This window comes from Stutzerimonas sp. VN223-3, assembly GCF_045999685.1.
GTDB lineage: Bacteria > Pseudomonadota > Gammaproteobacteria > Pseudomonadales > Pseudomonadaceae > Stutzerimonas > Stutzerimonas stutzeri_AR.
This window is the reverse complement of sequence record NZ_RBEC01000003.1, coordinates 787,381-802,630: the sequence shown is the minus strand read 5'-3', so window position 1 is coordinate 802,630 and position 15,250 is coordinate 787,381. Positions and strand designations below refer to the sequence as shown.

Genomic DNA, 15,250 nt, shown 5'->3' with positions numbered 1-15,250 from the left:
GATGAAGAGCCCCTAAACAAAGGGGCTTTTTATTGGCTTCAAGCCAGGTCGCCGGCATTTACAGGCGATCAATAGGGATGGGCGTTTCGCCCATTTTTCATTTGTACAGCATGCGCGAGGGACTTCGATGTCGAGCAAGCTAGAACAGTTGCAGGCCTTGTTGGCCCCGGTGGTCGAGGCGCTTGGCTATCAGTGCTGGGGTATCGAATTCATTTCCCAGGGTCGGCATTCCTTGTTGAGGATCTACATCGATCATTCCAACGGGATTCTTGTCGATGACTGTGAAAAGGTCAGTCGGCAGCTCAGTGGTGTTCTCGACGTCGAAGATCCGATCAGTTCCGATTACACCCTTGAGGTGTCTTCGCCTGGTATGGATCGGCCACTGTTCACGCTTGAACAGTACGTTGCGCACGTGGGTGAACAGGTAAAAATAAAGCTGCGCTCGCCCTTCGAGGGCCGGCGCAATTTCCAGGGTCTTCTCCGCGGGGTCGAAGAGCAAGATGTGGTGGTGCTGGTGGATGATCACGAGTATCTGTTGCCGATAGACATGATCGACAAGACAAATATTCTTCCACGTTTTGAATAAAGCGCGGATCCCGCGGACCCAATGGATTGCGAAAGGCGAGGCGTACGATGAGCAAAGAAGTACTGCTGGTGGTGGAGTCGGTATCCAACGAAAAAGGCGTACCGGCCGGTGTGATTTTCGAGGCATTGGAGCTGGCTTTGGCCACTGCTACCAAGAAGCGCTTCGAAGACGAAGTTGACCTGCGTGTTGAAATCAATCGGCAGAATGGTAGCTATGAGACCTTCCGCCGTTGGACGATTGTCGAAGAAGAAGAATTCGACGATCCGGCACACCAACTGACCGTCGACATGGAGCAGGCTCTCGAGGCCGGCGCTAAGATTGGAGACGTTCTCGAAGAAAAGATCGAATCCATCGAGTTCGGTCGTATCGCTGCGCAAACTGCCAAGCAAGTCATCGTGCAGAAGGTTCGTGAGGCTGAGCGTGCACAGGTGGTCGAGGCCTATCGCGATCGCCTGGGTGAAATCATCTCCGGTACGGTAAAGAAGGTCACCCGTGACAGTGTCATCGTTGATCTTGGCAATAACGCCGAGGCGTTGCTTGCACGCGAAGATATCATTGCGCGCGAGACCTTTCGTGTCGGCGCTCGAGTGCGAGCGCTGCTTCGTGAAATCCGCACAGAGAACCGCGGGCCGCAGCTGATTCTGTCGCGTACAGCGCCGCAAATGCTTATCGAGTTGTTCCGTATCGAAGTGCCGGAAATCGCCGAAGGGCTTATCGAGGTAATGGGCGCATCGCGCGATCCAGGCTCGCGCGCCAAGATTGCCGTTCGTTCCAAAGACAAGCGCATCGATCCGCAAGGCGCCTGCATTGGCATGCGCGGCTCGCGGGTTCAAGCGGTCTCTGGAGAAATTGGTGGCGAGCGTGTCGACATCGTGCTGTGGGATGAGAATCCGGCGCAGTTCGTCATTAACGCAATGGCCCCAGCGGAAGTCGCTGCCATCATCGTCGACGAAGACGCCCATGCCATGGATATCGCTGTTGGCGAAGACAACCTGGCTCAAGCGATCGGTCGTGGCGGGCAGAACGTGCGCCTCGCCAGCCAGCTGACAGGCTGGACGCTGAACGTGATGACCGAGGCGGATATTCAGACCAAACAACAGGAAGAAACTGGCGACATCCTGCGCAATTTCATCGAAGAGCTGGATGTCGATGAGGAACTCGCGCAAGTACTGGTCGAGGAAGGTTTCACTTCGCTCGAAGAAATCGCCTACGTCCCAATGGAGGAAATGCTCGGCATCGAAGGCTTCGACGAAGATATCGTCAATGAGCTGCGGACCCGCGCCAAGGATCGCCTGCTGACCAAGGCTATCGCAACGGAAGAAAAACTGGCAGACGCCCAGCCGGCCGAGGATTTGCTCGAGCTGGAAGGCATGGACAAGGAACTGGCGGTCGAGTTGGCGATGCGGGGTGTCATTACTCGCGAAGACTTGGCCGAGCAGTCGATTGACGACCTACTCGACATAGACGGCATAAATCAAGAACGTGCCGGCAAGCTGATCATGGCCGCCCGAGCCCACTGGTTCGAGTAAGTAATTTAGCGGCCTGAGGAGAGAGATGCATGACGCAAGTCACGGTGAAAGAACTGGCCCAGGTGGTCGACACACCGGTCGAGCGACTGCTACAGCAGATGCGTGAGGCAGGACTGTCGCACACCAGCGCCGAGCAAGTAGTGACCGATAATGAAAAGCAGGCCCTGTTGGCGCACCTCAAAAGCAGCCACGGTGCCAAAGTGGATGAGCCGCGCAAGATTACCTTGCAGCGCAAAACCACTACCAAGCTGAAGGTCGCTGGCAGCAAGACCATTAGCGTTGAAGTTCGCAAGAAAAAGACCTTCGTCAAGCGCAGCCCCGACGAGATCGAAGCCGAGAAGCAGCGCGAGCTGGAAGAGCAGCGCGCAGTGGAAGAGGCTGCTCGTCAGAAGGAAGCCGAGGAGGCGCGCCTGCGTGCCGAAGAGGAAGCGCGTCGTAAAGCCGAACTCGAAGCCAAGGCAGAAACTCCATCAGCTCCGCAGGCTACCGCAGAGCCGGTAGCTACCGTTGCCGCACCTGTCGCCCCGACCGCTCCGGTCGAGGAGCGCAAGAAGGACGAGCCTCGTCGCGCAGAAAAAACTCGTAGCGATGACGACGAGCGTCGTGACCGCAAGCAGGCCCAGCATCGCCCATCGCTCAAGGCGAAGGCTCCGTTGTCACGTACTGTGCGCAGTGGTGAAGACGATGCCGATGGCTTCCGTCGTGGTGGCCGTGGCAAGTCAAAACTGAAGAAGCGCAACGCACATGGCTTCCAGAGCCCGACCGGCCCGGTCATTCGTGAAGTTGCGATTGGTGAAACCATCACCGTTGGCGATCTTGCGCAGAAGATGTCCGTTAAGGCTGCCGAAGTCATCAAGTTCATGTTCAAGATGGGCACTCCGGTAACTATCAACCAAGTGCTGGATCAGGAAACTGCCCAGCTGATCGCCGAAGAACTGGGTCACAAGGTCCGTCTGGTCAGCGATAACGCATTGGAAGAGCAACTGGCGGAACTGCTGAAGTTCGAAGGCGAGGCCATCACCCGTGCACCGGTAGTGACCGTGATGGGCCACGTCGACCACGGCAAAACCTCCTTGCTCGACTATATTCGTCGCGCCAAGGTTGCTGCTGGCGAAGCTGGCGGAATCACTCAGCATATCGGTGCCTATCACGTTGAAACCGAGCGTGGCATGGTTACCTTCCTCGACACCCCAGGTCACGCTGCGTTTACCGCAATGCGTGCCCGCGGTGCTCAGGCGACCGATATCGTAATTCTGGTCGTTGCGGCGGACGACGGGGTCATGCCGCAGACCATCGAAGCTGTTCAGCATGCGAAGGCCGCCGGTGTTCCGCTGGTCGTTGCTGTGAACAAGATCGACAAGCCGGGAGCTGATCTCGATCGTATCCGCAGCGAGCTGTCCGCACACGACGTCACATCCGAGGAGTGGGGCGGCGACACGCCGTTCGTGCCGGTATCGGCAAAGATGGGTACGGGTGTCGACGATCTGCTCGAAGCCGTTCTACTGCAGGCGGAAATTCTTGAGTTGACTGCAACCCCGTCCGCGCCTGGTCGTGGTGTGGTCGTCGAATCGCGTCTCGATAAGGGCCGCGGCCCGGTGGCTACCGTGCTGGTTCAGGACGGTACGTTGCGTCAGGGCGATATGGTACTGGTCGGTTCGAACTACGGCCGCATCCGCGCCATGCTCGATGAAAATGGCAAGCCGATAAAAGAAGCAGGCCCGTCGATTCCGGTCGAAATCCTCGGTCTGGACGGCACACCGGACGCCGGCGATGAGATGAGCGTGCTGGCTGACGAGAAAAAAGCGCGTGAAGTCGCCCTTTTCCGTCAGGGCAAGTTCCGCGAAGTCAAACTGGCCCGTGCCCACGCTGGCAAGCTGGAAAACATTTTCGAGAACATGGGACAAGAAGAGAAGAAGACGCTCAACATCGTCCTCAAATCCGATGTCCGTGGCTCGCTTGAAGCGTTGCAGGGCTCGCTCGGGGGGCTGGGTAACGACGAGGTACAGGTGCGTGTGATCGGCGGCGGTGTCGGTGGTATTACCGAAAGCGACGCCAACTTGGCGCTGGCCTCCAACGCTGTACTGTTCGGCTTCAACGTTCGTGCCGATGCTGGCGCGCGAAAGATCGTCGAGCAGGAAGGTCTGGATCTGCGTTACTACAACGTGATCTACGACATCATCGAGGACGTTAAGAAAGCTCTCACTGGCATGCTCGGCAGTGACGTGCGCGAGAATATTCTCGGTGTGGCGGAAGTTCGCGATGTGTTCCGGTCGCCCAAGTTCGGTGCTGTGGCTGGCTGCATGGTCGTCGAGGGTATGGTTCACCGCAATCGTCCGATCCGCGTTCTGCGCGACGACGTGGTCATTTTCGAAGGCGAGTTGGAATCCCTGCGCCGCTTCAAGGATGACGTCGCCGAAGTGCGTGCCGGCATGGAATGCGGTATCGCGGTGAAGAGCTACAACGACGTCAAGGCTGGCGACAAGATCGAAGTGTTCGAGAAAGTCGAAGTGGCTCGTTCGCTCTAAACAGCAGCTGCAAGCATCAGGCGGCAAGTTTCAAGAGGCGGCTCCGGTTGCCGATTGAGCTTGCCGTTTGGCTTTGTGGTTGGAAATTTCATAGCTTGCAGCTTGCAGCTTGAGGCGGATCTTATGGCCAAAGAATTCAGCCGTACCCAGCGTATCGGCGACCAGATGCAGCGCGAGCTGGCGCTGTTGATTCAACGTGAAGTCAAGGACCCGCGCCTGGGGCTAGTCACCATTACCGGTGTCGAGGTCAGTCGTGATCTTTCCCATGCCAAGGTGTTCATCACTATCATGGGCAAGGATGACGACGAGGATGCGGTCAGAGGCAATCTTCGGATTCTCAACGATGCCAGCGGTTTTTTAAGGATGCAGCTGGGTAAGGCGATGAAACTACGCACCGTGCCTCAATTGCATTTCAATTACGACGCCAGCGTTCGTCGCGGTGTGGAGCTGACGTCGCTTATCGAGCGTGCCGTCGCGGAAGATCGCAAACACAGCGATGACGGTGGAGAATAACGTTTGGCACAGGTAAAACGCGTTCGCCGCGCAGTCAGCGGCATCATTCTCCTCGATAAGCCCCGCGGTTTTAGCTCCAATGCAGCGTTACAAAAGGTTCGCTGGTTGCTCAACGCCGAGAAAGCCGGCCATACGGGTAGCCTCGATCCGCTGGCTACCGGCGTGCTGCCATTGTGTTTCGGTGAGGCAACCAAGTTTTCTCAGTACCTACTAGACGCCGACAAGGGCTATGAAACATTGGCGCAGCTTGGTGTCACCACTACGACCGCCGATGCGGAAGGCGAGGTGCTCGCACGCAAGCCGGTAACGATCAGCCAGGCGCAGCTCGAAGCAGTACTTCCGCAGTTTCGTGGAGACATCCAGCAGGTGCCGCCGATGTATTCGGCGCTCAAGCGCGATGGCCAACCACTGTACAAGCTGGCGCGTGCAGGAGAGGTGGTGGAGCGCGAGCCGCGTTCTGTTACCATTGCGAGCTTGGATTTGCTTTCGTTGGAAGCGGATCAGGCCCGCTTTGCCGTGGCGTGCAGCAAAGGCACCTATATTCGGACGCTGGTCGAGGATATCGGGCACGAGCTGGGTTGCGGTGCACACGTGGCCGAGCTGCGTCGGACCCAGGCTGGGCCTTTCCACTTGGCTCAGACAGTCAGTCTCGAGGAACTCGAACGAGTACATGCCGAGGGCGGTGCGGACGCGGTCGACGCCTTTCTAAAGCCGATCGATAGCGGGCTCGAGCATTGGCCGCTGCTGCAGCTGTCAGAGCACAGCGCCTTTTATTGGCTGCATGGCCAGCCGGTACGTGCGCCGGAAGCGCCGAAGTTCGGCATGCTGCGGGTACAGGATCATAATGGTCGCTTCATTGGCATCGGTGAAGTGAGTGAAGACGGGCGTATTGCGCCGCGTCGGTTGATTCGGTCGGAATGACCGATACGCAGTGCGCCTCAAAGCGTGCCGCGTTACGAGGATGGCTGTCGGCAGGCACGGTCATTCCTTATTTAAAACACGGGACACGTCCCGGCCTGTTCATATAAGGAGCCCATCATGGCACTTAGCGTTGAAGAAAAATCCCAGATCGTTAACGAGTACAAGCAAGCTGAAGGCGATACCGGTTCTCCGGAAGTGCAGGTTGCCCTGCTGACCGCCAACATCAATAAGCTGCAAGGTCACTTCAAGGCCAACGGTAAGGACCACCACTCCCGTCGTGGCCTGATCCGTATGGTCAACCAGCGTCGTAAGCTGCTGGATTACCTGAAGGGCAAGGACACCACTCGTTACAGCGCCCTGATCGGTCGTCTGGGTCTGCGTCGTTAAGACGTAGCGAGCTTGAAGCCGGGAGCTGGAAGCTTGAAGTTGTATGTCGGAGGAGTTCTCCGCTTCCAGCTTCGGGCTTCCAGCTTTTTGGCTTTTGCAGGAGAGATCGGGTCCGATTCCCGCCGCTCCCGCCGATTTCCCCCAAAGGCAATAGAGAGAAGGAAAACACCGTGAACCCGGTAATCAAGAAATTCCAGTTCGGTCAGTCGACCGTTACCCTCGAGACTGGCCGTATCGCCCGTCAAGCCTCCGGCGCAGTGCTGGTCACCGTTGACGAGGACGTCACCGTATTGGTGGCCGTCACCGGCGCCAAGACAGCAGACCCAAGCAAGGGCTTTTTCCCGCTTTCAGTTCATTATCAGGAAAAGACCTACGCAGCCGGCAAGATCCCTGGCGGCTTCTTCAAGCGCGAAGCGCGTCCATCCGAGAAGGAAACTCTGACCTCGCGACTGATCGATCGCCCGATTCGTCCGCTGTTTCCGGAAGGTTTCCAGAACGAAGTGCAAGTTATCTGCACCGTCGTGTCGACCAGCAAGAAGACCGATCCGGACATCGCTGCGATGATCGGTACCTCCGCTGCGCTGGCCATTTCCGGCATTCCGTTCAACGGTCCGATCGGTGCCGCGCGCGTCGCCTTCCACCCGGAAACCGGCTACCTGCTGAACCCGACTTACGAGCAGCTCAAGGCATCCAGCCTGGACATGGTCGTCGCGGGTACCAAGGACGCCGTGCTGATGGTCGAGTCCGAAGCCAAAGAGCTGACCGAAGACCAGATGCTGGGCGCCGTATTGTTCGCCCATGACGAATTCCAGGCTGTGATCCAGGCTGTAACCGAGCTGGCTGCTGAAGCCGCCAAGCCGACCTGGGACTGGCAACCGAAGGCGGAAAACACGGCTCTGCTCACTGCCATTCGTAGCGAGTTCGGCGAGGCGATTTCCCAGGCCTACACCATTATCATCAAGCAGGATCGCTATGCGCGCCTGGGTGAGCTGCGTGACCAGATCGTCGCCAAATTCTCTGGCCAAGAAGGCCAGCCTTCTGCCGGCGAAGTGAAAGACGCTTTCGGCGAAATCGAATACCGTACCGTGCGCGAGAACATCGTCAACGGCAAGCCGCGTATCGACGGTCGTGATACCCGTACCGTACGTGGCTTGAACATCGAAGTCGGCGTGCTCGACAAGACCCACGGTTCGGCGCTGTTTACCCGTGGCGAAACTCAGGCGCTGGTGGTTGCTACCCTGGGTACTGCGCGTGACGCCCAACTGCTCGACACGCTCGAAGGCGAGAAGAAAGACCCCTTCATGCTGCATTACAACTTCCCGCCGTACTCGGTGGGCGAGTGTGGACGCATGGGCGCTACCGGTCGCCGCGAAATTGGTCATGGCCGTCTGGCCCGTCGCTCCGTTTCTGCCATGCTGCCAAGTGCCGACGAATTCCCATACACCATCCGTGTCGTTTCGGAAATCACCGAGTCCAACGGTTCCAGCTCCATGGCTTCGGTCTGTGGTGCTTCGCTGGCGCTGATGGATGCCGGCGTACCCATGAAGGCACCAGTTGCCGGTATCGCCATGGGTCTGGTCAAAGAAGGCGAGAAGTTCGCCGTATTGACCGACATCCTCGGTGACGAAGATCACCTGGGCGACATGGACTTCAAAGTTGCCGGTACCGCCAAGGGCGTCACCGCGCTGCAGATGGACATCAAGATCCAAGGCATCACCGAAGAGATCATGGAGCAGGCGCTGGAGCAGGCGCTGGAAGCGCGTCTGAACATCCTTGGCCAGATGAATCAGGTCATCGCGCAGTCGCGCACCGAGCTGTCGGCGAACGCACCGACCATGATTGCGATGAAGATCGACCAGGACAAGATCCGCGATGTTATCGGCAAGGGCGGCGCCACTATCCGTAGCATTTGCGAAGAAACCAAAGCCTCGATCGATATCGAAGACGACGGCTCGATCAAGATCTTCGGCGAAACCAAGGAAGCTGCCGAGGCCGCCAAGCAGCGCGTACTGGGCATCACTGCCGAGGCCGAGATCGGTAAGATCTATGTTGGAAAGGTGGAGCGCATCGTCGACTTCGGTGCCTTCGTCAATATCCTGCCGGGCAAGGACGGTCTGGTGCATATTTCGATGCTGAGCGATCAGCGCGTCGAGAAAGTCACCGACGTGCTCAAGGAAGGCCAGGAAGTGAAGGTTCTGGTATTGGACGTCGATAACCGCGGTCGTATCAAGCTATCAATCAAGGATGTGGCAGCTGCCGAAGCCTCCGGCGCCTAAATGCAACGGCGATAGCGATGAAGAAAGGACCCTCCGGGGTCCTTTTTCATTCCTCAGTATTCACGGACCACCCTTTTATGAAAACGGGTGTCGCGCTTGCGGCATCTGGGTTGCAAGTTGCACGCTTCGCTGAGGCCGAACATGCAGTGTGCTAGTGGCTTTCAGCTACTGCTTTTATTAAGTTATTGATTTTAAAGTACATTTTTTGGGTAAAAAATGGCATGGTGCTTGCGATGTTACCTGTGAATCTGCGGTCGGAGTGATGCCGCAGACATTTGAAGAAAACAGGAGTGCCACTATGAATATGATCCAGAACTCTCTTACCGCTGCTGCCGCCGTCGCTGCGCTGAGCTTGCCTATGACAGGCGTTGCGTTCGCTGACACCACGCCAGCGCTGGATAACACTGATACCGTCATGCTGGCCACGAACGACACTATGGATAAGGCTGGCGATGCTGTTTCCGATACCTGGATCACCACCAAGGTGAAGTCGTCCCTGCTGGCCGAAGATGCCACTCCCGGTATGGATATCGAAGTAGAGACCAAAGATGGTGTGGTGTCGCTGTCCGGCACTGTCGCAACTGAGGCCGAGCGTGAAATGGCCGTCAACAAGGCCAAAGCTGTGAAAGGCGTCCGCGACGTTTCTGCGGATGGCCTAAAAACTGTCGACTAATCGAAATCTCCCCATCGCGTAAGCGGTGAGAACGAGCCCCACCTTCGCGTGGGGCTTTTTGTGATTTCAACGACCGCGTTGGCTCTCTATTCGGCGCAAGCGGTTCCCTTCGAACCGTAGGAAATGGTACATGCCGTTGTTCGGCCCGTAGACCCACTCTTCAACCTGCACTTCCTGGCGGAAGCCATATTCATCGACGACTTCCTTGTAGCCGACTAGCGAGGCGCTGGACGGCTCGCCGCATTTGTTTCTGACTTCGGCTGTAGACGCTTCAAGGCTGACCAGGGCGCTGTTACAACGATAAGTCGAGGACGCTTGGGCATTGCAAGCGAACATGAACAGGCTCAGCAGGACGACAGGCAAAGCGGGAGGCATGGAAAATCCTTTTGTTCAGCGAGCGCGGCGCGACTCGATGCGTGTCAGTCGGTTGCCCTCGAAGGTGAGAATGCTGAGCATGCCGTTGTTGGGACCGTAAAGCCATTCCTCTATGACCAATTCCTGCCTGGCCTGGGGACCAAGCGTGTAGCCAATCAGATCGCGCTGAACAGGTGCGCCGCACTTGCGTTCTACTTCGAATGCCCTATCGCCAGTGCTGACCAGTTGGCTGCCGCAGCGTAGCGTATCGGCCTGCGATAGCGAGGCTGAAAGCGCCAAAACGAGTAACAGGGCACGACCGATAAGAGCTGGCATTTCACTCGGTTCCAAGGTGCAAGGGCGTCGGGATTTGTCCGTCCTGTCCGGTATGGCTGATGCCAGTGTCCAGCAGGTATACCCGCGAATCATCCAGGCCTGCCTGTTCGACCAAATATTCTTTGATTGAACTGGCACGGTCGCGGCTCAACCGACGCAGCAGGGCGGTGCTGTCTGCTCGGCTGGCTACCACCGCGTCGCGCATCTTCTCGCTGCGTACCTGCTCGTCGAGCTCGTCCCATTGAGCAGGCGGTTGTTGTCCAAGCCTGCTGCGGTAGATGCCCTCTAGCAATGCGGTTTTCTCCTCCTCGCCGACTTCCAGCTGCGCGGCATCGGCAGGCACCTTGTCGCCACGACGTTGCAGCATTTTGTACCAAGTTTCCTGATATTCGCGTTGCAACCACTGTTCGGCCAGCAGCGGCCCGTCCGCTTGTGGCGAGCTCTGGCCTTCGACTTCAAGGCGTAACACTGGGCGTTCCTGCAGAGCATGGGCCAGGGTGTCAAGGTTGCCGCGCGCCTGCTGATCGAGGTCGCTGCTGCCTGGAGCGAAGAGCACTTGGCTGAGGTCGCCCTGGTCGCCACCCGCGAGCCCGGCAAGAAACTTGAAAGGTGCCTTGACCGCGCGCGCGATGAGGTTGCGCAGTGTCTGCCAGACGATGGGCATGACATCGAATTGGGGGTTGTTGAGGTTGCCCTGTACCGGCAGCTCGATAGAGATCGTGCCCCGACTGTCCTTCAATAGCGCGACGGCCAATCGCACCGGCAGGTCAACTGCCTCGGGGCTGTCGACCTGCTCGCCGAGCTGTAGCTGCTGCAGCACGACTTTATTTTCGGCATTCAGTTGGCCCTGCTGGATGCGGTAATGCAGGTCGAGATCGAGCCGGCCCTTGCGGATGCGGTAACCGGCGAACTTGCTGGAGTAGGGGGAAAGGGTGGTCAGTTCGACTTGCCTGAAGCTGGTAGCGATATCAAGACTCTGCAACGGATCGAAGGGGGTGAGCTCCCCCTTGATGCTCACCGGTGCGTAGCGGTCGACCTTACCTTTGATATCAACCGAAGCTGACAACTGTTCCCGATTGTCGATCGTTCCGATTTCGCCATTGAGCTCCTGCACCGCCGTGATAAACGGCGGGCGCAAACTGAGGTCGGAGAAATTCGCCGATCCGTCGTTGATTGAGATTCCGCCGATGTGGATGGCCATCGGCTCCGTCGGCTCCGTTGCGCCGGGAGTTGCGTCGCTATCGGCGGTTGGCGTCTTGTCCACCAGCAGATCGTTGATGTTGGTGGTGAGGTCTGGATTGATGATGAAGCGTGCATAGGGCTGCGTCAGGTCGATACGCTCTATCTGTAATTGCTGAGGGTGTCGGTAATCGAGCCCGCCGAGCTGCAGACGCTGCCATTTGACGAAGTCGCGGTCGTTGATTGTATCCAGCGTGTGCATCTGGGTGATCTCGGCAGCCCCTCCGAGATTGAACGCCAGCGGTTCGGTGCCGGTCAGTTCGAATTCCAGTTGGCTGGCCAGGAGCCCGCTGCGTAATTCCAGATGCACGAAGGGTGTCAGGTAGGCCTGGGCGATGCGCAGGTCGATATCCTGCGTCTTGATGCTCAGCCTCCCTGTAGCAGGCTTTAGTTGCAGCTGCCCCTCTGCCTGCAGCGAGCCCTGATTGCCAACGGCTGTGTCCAGTTCGAGGCTGAAAGGAGAGGTGCCCAGACTGTCGAAGTCGGACACATCGAGATTCAGCGGACCCAGCTCCAAGGTGACTTCTTCATCTGGCACGCGATCGCTCAGATGCACCTGATAGTCGCGCAGCTGTGCGTCACGCAACAGAACCTGCCAGGCATTACTGTCTGCTGTAGTACCGTCGTCAGACGAGGGTGATTGCGGTGGCTCGGTATTGTCTGTTTCCTGGATCGTCTGGCTCTGGTCATCGGCTGCATCCGGTGAGGATGTGAGCAGCTTCTGCCAGTTCAGCTCGCCGTCGTGCTCACGGGTTGCCCAGGTTTCTAGCTTGCGGCTTCGCAGCTGACCGATTACCACCTGCTGCTTGGCCAGATCCAGCGAAGTCTGGCTGATTTCCAGGTTTTCCAGTTGAACCAGCGGCTGTCCATCGGGGGCGTGGAGTTTAAGTGGCGCCAGTTGCGCATTCAGATCGCTCAGTTGCAGCTCGGTGCGTTCCGCAAGGTCGAGTCGATAGTCGCTGGCGAAACTCAGTTGACCTTCCTGTAGCTGCAGCGGTATCGCGTCATGTGCATATGCCCAGAAGTCCTTCAGCATCAGGTTACTAATTTCTAGCCGACCGGACGACCTGATCGGTGCCAGATTGACCTGTCCTGTCCAGTCCACACGGGCACCGCTGGGGCCGGTGGCGACCAGGACCGCGTCGGCTGCGTCATCCGAACGGGTGGCGAAGTTGAGCAATTCGAAGTTGAGCGAATCGAGCAGAAAATCGATAGGCTCCTCGGGTCGTTGATCGGCGAAGTGGACCGAGCCTTTCACCAACTGAAGCCGGCCGATGCGCAGTGCGAAGGGTTCGTCATCAGTCTCGTCCGGGCTCTCCTCGTCTGTAGCGGGTGGCAGATCGAATAGCTGGGCCAGATTGAGTACGCCGTTCTTGTCGAAGACCACTTCGGTGTGCAGTTGAATCAGTTCTATGTTCTCGATCTGCAGGACGCGACGCCACAGGCTGCTCCATTCCAGGTCGAGATAGAGGCGCTCAAAGCCGAGTTGCTGCTGTTTTTCTTCGCCAAGGCGCAGGTTGAACAGTGTGAGTTCGAGACTGAACGGGTTGAATTCGATCCGCTCCAGCCGTGCCGGTACCGTTGCGTACTGAATCAGCTGCTGATTCACGACACGCTGGGCGACACCGGGCAGTATCAGAAAGCCGAGGAGGCAATAGCAGACCAGAGCGGCCATCAGGCCGATGAGTACGCGCTTCATTCCGTTGGGCATGCGGATCTACTTTCCAGGCGATGGAATGCCTTGGAGTATGGCACGAGACGCGGGTTCCTCTGGCACGCTGGCGTCTACGGCACTTCACAATTGCAGTACGAGGACCTTCAGTGGGGGCTGTCCGTCGGCTGACGGAAAATCCGCTGCGGGTGACAGTGCCTGCCAATGACGTACCGGCCTTCCGGCCTTGGTCGCGCAGCGCAGCACCTGTTCGCGCCAGTCTTCCAGATGGACCTTCGCCAGGTTGTTGCAGCAGATCAGCACGCCACCATCGGCGGTGGCGAGCAGGGCGGGTTTGAGCAGGCTTTGGTAGTCACGTAACAGGTCGACCGTGCCGAATGCGCTTTTCGACCAGGCCGGAGGATCGAGCAGTACTAGGTCGAACTGCTTCGGTGCGAGGCGGGGATACTCAGGAAGCTGACGACCGCGTCGCTGCGGAACCGGCAAGCCCGCCAACTGCCGGATGGCCGGAAAATAGTCCGATTGAACGAACTGCATGGGCGCCAGGTCGGGGTTGAGCGCGCCGTTCTCCCGCCCGACCGCCAGGTTGCTTTCGGCGAAGTCCAGGTTGCAGACCTCGCGCGCACCGCCGGCTGCGGCGCAAAGACCGACGCCGCAGGTATAGGCGAAAAGGTTGAGAACCGACTTGCCGGCGCTGTTGGTCTTGACCCAGCCGCGAACATTGCGCAGATCGAGAAACAGCAGCGGATCCTGGCCGCTGTGACGAGCGCGCACGCGGTAATTGATGCCCCATTCCCGCCCGACCTGATCTTCCAGTGCGGTTGCATCGGCGCGGTACACCGGGTCGTTTCTATCGATGCGCGAATTGCCCTGGGAGCGGTCGTTATAGACGAGAGACAGGTGCCCGCCGAGGCTTGCGCAAACCTGCTCATGCAGGGCCAGCAGCGCGTCACGTTCGAGGGTTTGATGAAAGCTCTGCACCAGTAGCTGCGGGCCGTAACGGTCGACCGTCAGGCCTGGAGCACCTTCCTGGCTGCCGTGGAACAACCGGTAACAGTCGGTAGCCTGGTCGTGTAGTTGAATGAGCAATCCTTCGCGATTGCGGTAGGCGGCGCGCAGAGCCTGTTCGAGAGAGGGCATGCGTGGCGACTCGGAGAAATGGGCGCGCAGTTTATCGGAAAACACCGGCGTTGAGCCTGCGTGATGCTGTCTCAGCGTTCGGGGCGACTCCACCTGCAAAACTTGCCAAGCAGGCTAGCGGCTTGGCAGGCCCATGCGGCGCCGCGCTCGATGTACCGAACCACTGCGCACCGCCCAGCGAAGCACAGGCGCGGTGCGCCTGACCCCGAACCGGATCAATTGGCGCTGGTGCGGTCCCTGCTGTAGCCCAAGCATGGCGCTTGCCCAGTCCGGCAGCAGCTCAACGCCGGCTTGCATCATCAGGGCGCCAAAAGGTCTAGCCAACATGCTGGGCGCCGGGGCGCTGAAAAGTACGCGAATGATCTCCCGGGAGCGCTCGTCACATCGTAGCTGTGGCCGTACTGCCTCCAGGTAGTTCGCGACCTGTTCTCTGGAGCGCGGTACGTTCCGTGCGCCAAGACTTTCGGCAATTAGGGCGACTTCCGCGTAATAGCGATCTTGCTCGTTATCGGGGAGGGCGGGATTTAGGTAACGCAGATGCGCTTTGATAAAGCTGCTGACCTCAGCCACATGCACCCAGGTCAGCAAGTCTGGATCGTAGGCGGCGTAGGGACGACCGTCGGCGGCGTGTCCGGTGACCTTCAGGTGGATCGACCGGACCCGCTCGATCAACCGCTGTGCATCGGCCTGGCTGCCAAATGTCGTTGCCGAGATGAACTGGCCGGTGCGGCGTAGGCGACCAAGCAAGTCTTCGCGAAAGTTCGAGTGATCCCAGACACCTGCCAGTGCCAGCGGGTGCAAGGCTTGCAGCAGTAAGGCGGAAATGCCGCCGACCAGCATCGAAGTGAAGTCGCCATGCACGCCCCAGCAGACCGAGTCCGGGCCGAACAGTCCAGGGTCGCCCGGCGGATTTTCATAATCGATGCCGCCGATGGCCAAGCCGGTGAGGCTGAGCACCTGCGATTCGATACGACGGCGGATAAATTCCATGGCGGCGATAAGCGATGGCTTGAGAAAAACAGGATGTTACCCGAAGCCTTCGTGTTACCGGTCAGCTGTGATGCGATGGGAAGGGCAAGGCGAAAGGAGGGCCGGACAG

General features: G+C 58.5%; 13 protein-coding genes. 8 read left to right on the top strand and 5 right to left on the bottom strand.

The window, feature by feature from the left end; genetic code table 11:
* The first annotated feature begins 127 nt into the window (after positions 1–127).
* The 8 genes from rimP to D7241_RS19600 all read left to right on the top strand — a co-directional run bounded on the left by rimP (position 128) and on the right by D7241_RS19600 (position 9,410).
* Positions 128–586 carry a ribosome maturation factor RimP gene (rimP, locus tag D7241_RS19635; protein WP_408102911.1) on the top strand — a complete coding sequence of 153 codons (459 nt, stop codon included), beginning with the start codon at positions 128–130 and terminating at the stop codon, positions 584–586.
* Between the two features lie 47 nt (positions 587–633).
* Positions 634–2,115 carry a transcription termination factor NusA gene (nusA, locus tag D7241_RS19630; protein ID WP_255981139.1) on the top strand — a complete coding sequence of 494 codons (1,482 nt, stop codon included), beginning with the start codon at positions 634–636 and terminating at the stop codon, positions 2,113–2,115.
* A 29-nt stretch (positions 2,116–2,144) separates the two neighbouring features.
* The gene (gene infB, locus D7241_RS19625; RefSeq protein ID WP_255981141.1) at positions 2,145–4,640 is read left to right on the top strand and encodes a translation initiation factor IF-2; all 2,496 of its coding nucleotides are present in this window, start codon (positions 2,145–2,147) and stop codon (positions 4,638–4,640) included.
* Between the two features lie 123 nt (positions 4,641–4,763).
* A complete protein-coding gene (gene rbfA / locus D7241_RS19620) occupies positions 4,764–5,153 on the top strand; it encodes a 30S ribosome-binding factor RbfA (protein WP_408102910.1) in 390 nt (129 codons plus the stop codon).
* 3 nt (positions 5,154–5,156) lie between these two features.
* Positions 5,157–6,074 (top strand): tRNA pseudouridine(55) synthase TruB, encoded by a 918-nt coding sequence (truB, locus tag D7241_RS19615; protein ID WP_408102909.1) that lies wholly within the window; start codon positions 5,157–5,159, stop codon positions 6,072–6,074.
* Between the two features lie 117 nt (positions 6,075–6,191).
* The gene (gene rpsO / locus D7241_RS19610; RefSeq protein ID WP_255981147.1) at positions 6,192–6,461 is read left to right on the top strand and encodes a 30S ribosomal protein S15; all 270 of its coding nucleotides are present in this window, start codon (positions 6,192–6,194) and stop codon (positions 6,459–6,461) included.
* A gap of 170 nt (positions 6,462–6,631) precedes the next feature.
* Positions 6,632–8,737: a polyribonucleotide nucleotidyltransferase gene (gene pnp, locus D7241_RS19605; RefSeq protein ID WP_255981149.1), complete on the top strand. Its 2,106-nt coding sequence runs from the start codon at positions 6,632–6,634 to the stop codon at positions 8,735–8,737.
* Positions 8,738–9,035: 298 nt separating this feature from the next.
* Complete coding sequence (locus tag D7241_RS19600) at positions 9,036–9,410, top strand: BON domain-containing protein (protein ID WP_255981151.1); 375 nt, start codon at positions 9,036–9,038, stop codon at positions 9,408–9,410.
* A 66-nt stretch (positions 9,411–9,476) separates the two neighbouring features.
* Here the strand turns inward: D7241_RS19600 and D7241_RS19595 are convergent, their stop codons facing one another.
* From D7241_RS19595 to D7241_RS19575, 5 genes are all read right to left on the bottom strand, one after another.
* A complete protein-coding gene (locus tag D7241_RS19595) occupies positions 9,477–9,785 on the bottom strand; it encodes a DUF2845 domain-containing protein (protein WP_408102908.1) in 309 nt (102 codons plus the stop codon).
* A 15-nt stretch (positions 9,786–9,800) separates the two neighbouring features.
* Positions 9,801–10,100, bottom strand: a complete 300-nt coding sequence (locus D7241_RS19590) for a DUF2845 domain-containing protein (protein ID WP_408102907.1) — start codon at positions 10,098–10,100, stop codon at positions 9,801–9,803.
* Between the two features lies 1 nt (position 10,101).
* Positions 10,102–13,050, bottom strand: coding sequence for a DUF748 domain-containing protein (locus D7241_RS19585; protein WP_408102906.1), 2,949 nt, complete (start codon positions 13,048–13,050; stop codon positions 10,102–10,104).
* 84 nt (positions 13,051–13,134) lie between these two features.
* Entirely contained in the window at positions 13,135–14,151 is a 1,017-nt protein-coding gene (locus tag D7241_RS19580; RefSeq protein ID WP_408102905.1) for a class I SAM-dependent rRNA methyltransferase, read from the bottom strand.
* Positions 14,152–14,265: 114 nt separating this feature from the next.
* Entirely contained in the window at positions 14,266–15,141 is an 876-nt protein-coding gene (locus D7241_RS19575; RefSeq protein WP_408102904.1) for an oxygenase MpaB family protein, read from the bottom strand.
* Between the last annotated feature and the right edge of the window lie 109 nt (positions 15,142–15,250).

What these genes read in the sequence shown, in the direction of transcription:
- rimP (WP_408102911.1), top strand. Translation starts at nt 128, where the DNA reads ATGTCGAGCAAGCTAGAACAGTTGCAGGCCTTGTTGGCCCCGGTGGTC.
- nusA (WP_255981139.1), top strand. Translation starts at nt 634, where the DNA reads ATGAGCAAAGAAGTACTGCTGGTGGTGGAGTCGGTATCCAACGAAAAA.
- infB (WP_255981141.1), top strand. Translation starts at nt 2,145, where the DNA reads ATGACGCAAGTCACGGTGAAAGAACTGGCCCAGGTGGTCGACACACCG.
- rbfA (WP_408102910.1), top strand. Translation starts at nt 4,764, where the DNA reads ATGGCCAAAGAATTCAGCCGTACCCAGCGTATCGGCGACCAGATGCAG.
- rpsO (WP_255981147.1), top strand. Translation starts at nt 6,192, where the DNA reads ATGGCACTTAGCGTTGAAGAAAAATCCCAGATCGTTAACGAGTACAAG.
- D7241_RS19600 (WP_255981151.1), top strand. Translation starts at nt 9,036, where the DNA reads ATGAATATGATCCAGAACTCTCTTACCGCTGCTGCCGCCGTCGCTGCG.
- D7241_RS19595 (WP_408102908.1), bottom strand. Translation starts at nt 9,785, where the DNA reads ATGCCTCCCGCTTTGCCTGTCGTCCTGCTGAGCCTGTTCATGTTCGCT.
- D7241_RS19590 (WP_408102907.1), bottom strand. Translation starts at nt 10,100, where the DNA reads ATGCCAGCTCTTATCGGTCGTGCCCTGTTACTCGTTTTGGCGCTTTCA.
- D7241_RS19585 (WP_408102906.1), bottom strand. Translation starts at nt 13,050, where the DNA reads ATGCCCAACGGAATGAAGCGCGTACTCATCGGCCTGATGGCCGCTCTG.
- D7241_RS19580 (WP_408102905.1), bottom strand. Translation starts at nt 14,151, where the DNA reads ATGCCCTCTCTCGAACAGGCTCTGCGCGCCGCCTACCGCAATCGCGAA.
- D7241_RS19575 (WP_408102904.1), bottom strand. Translation starts at nt 15,141, where the DNA reads ATGGAATTTATCCGCCGTCGTATCGAATCGCAGGTGCTCAGCCTCACC.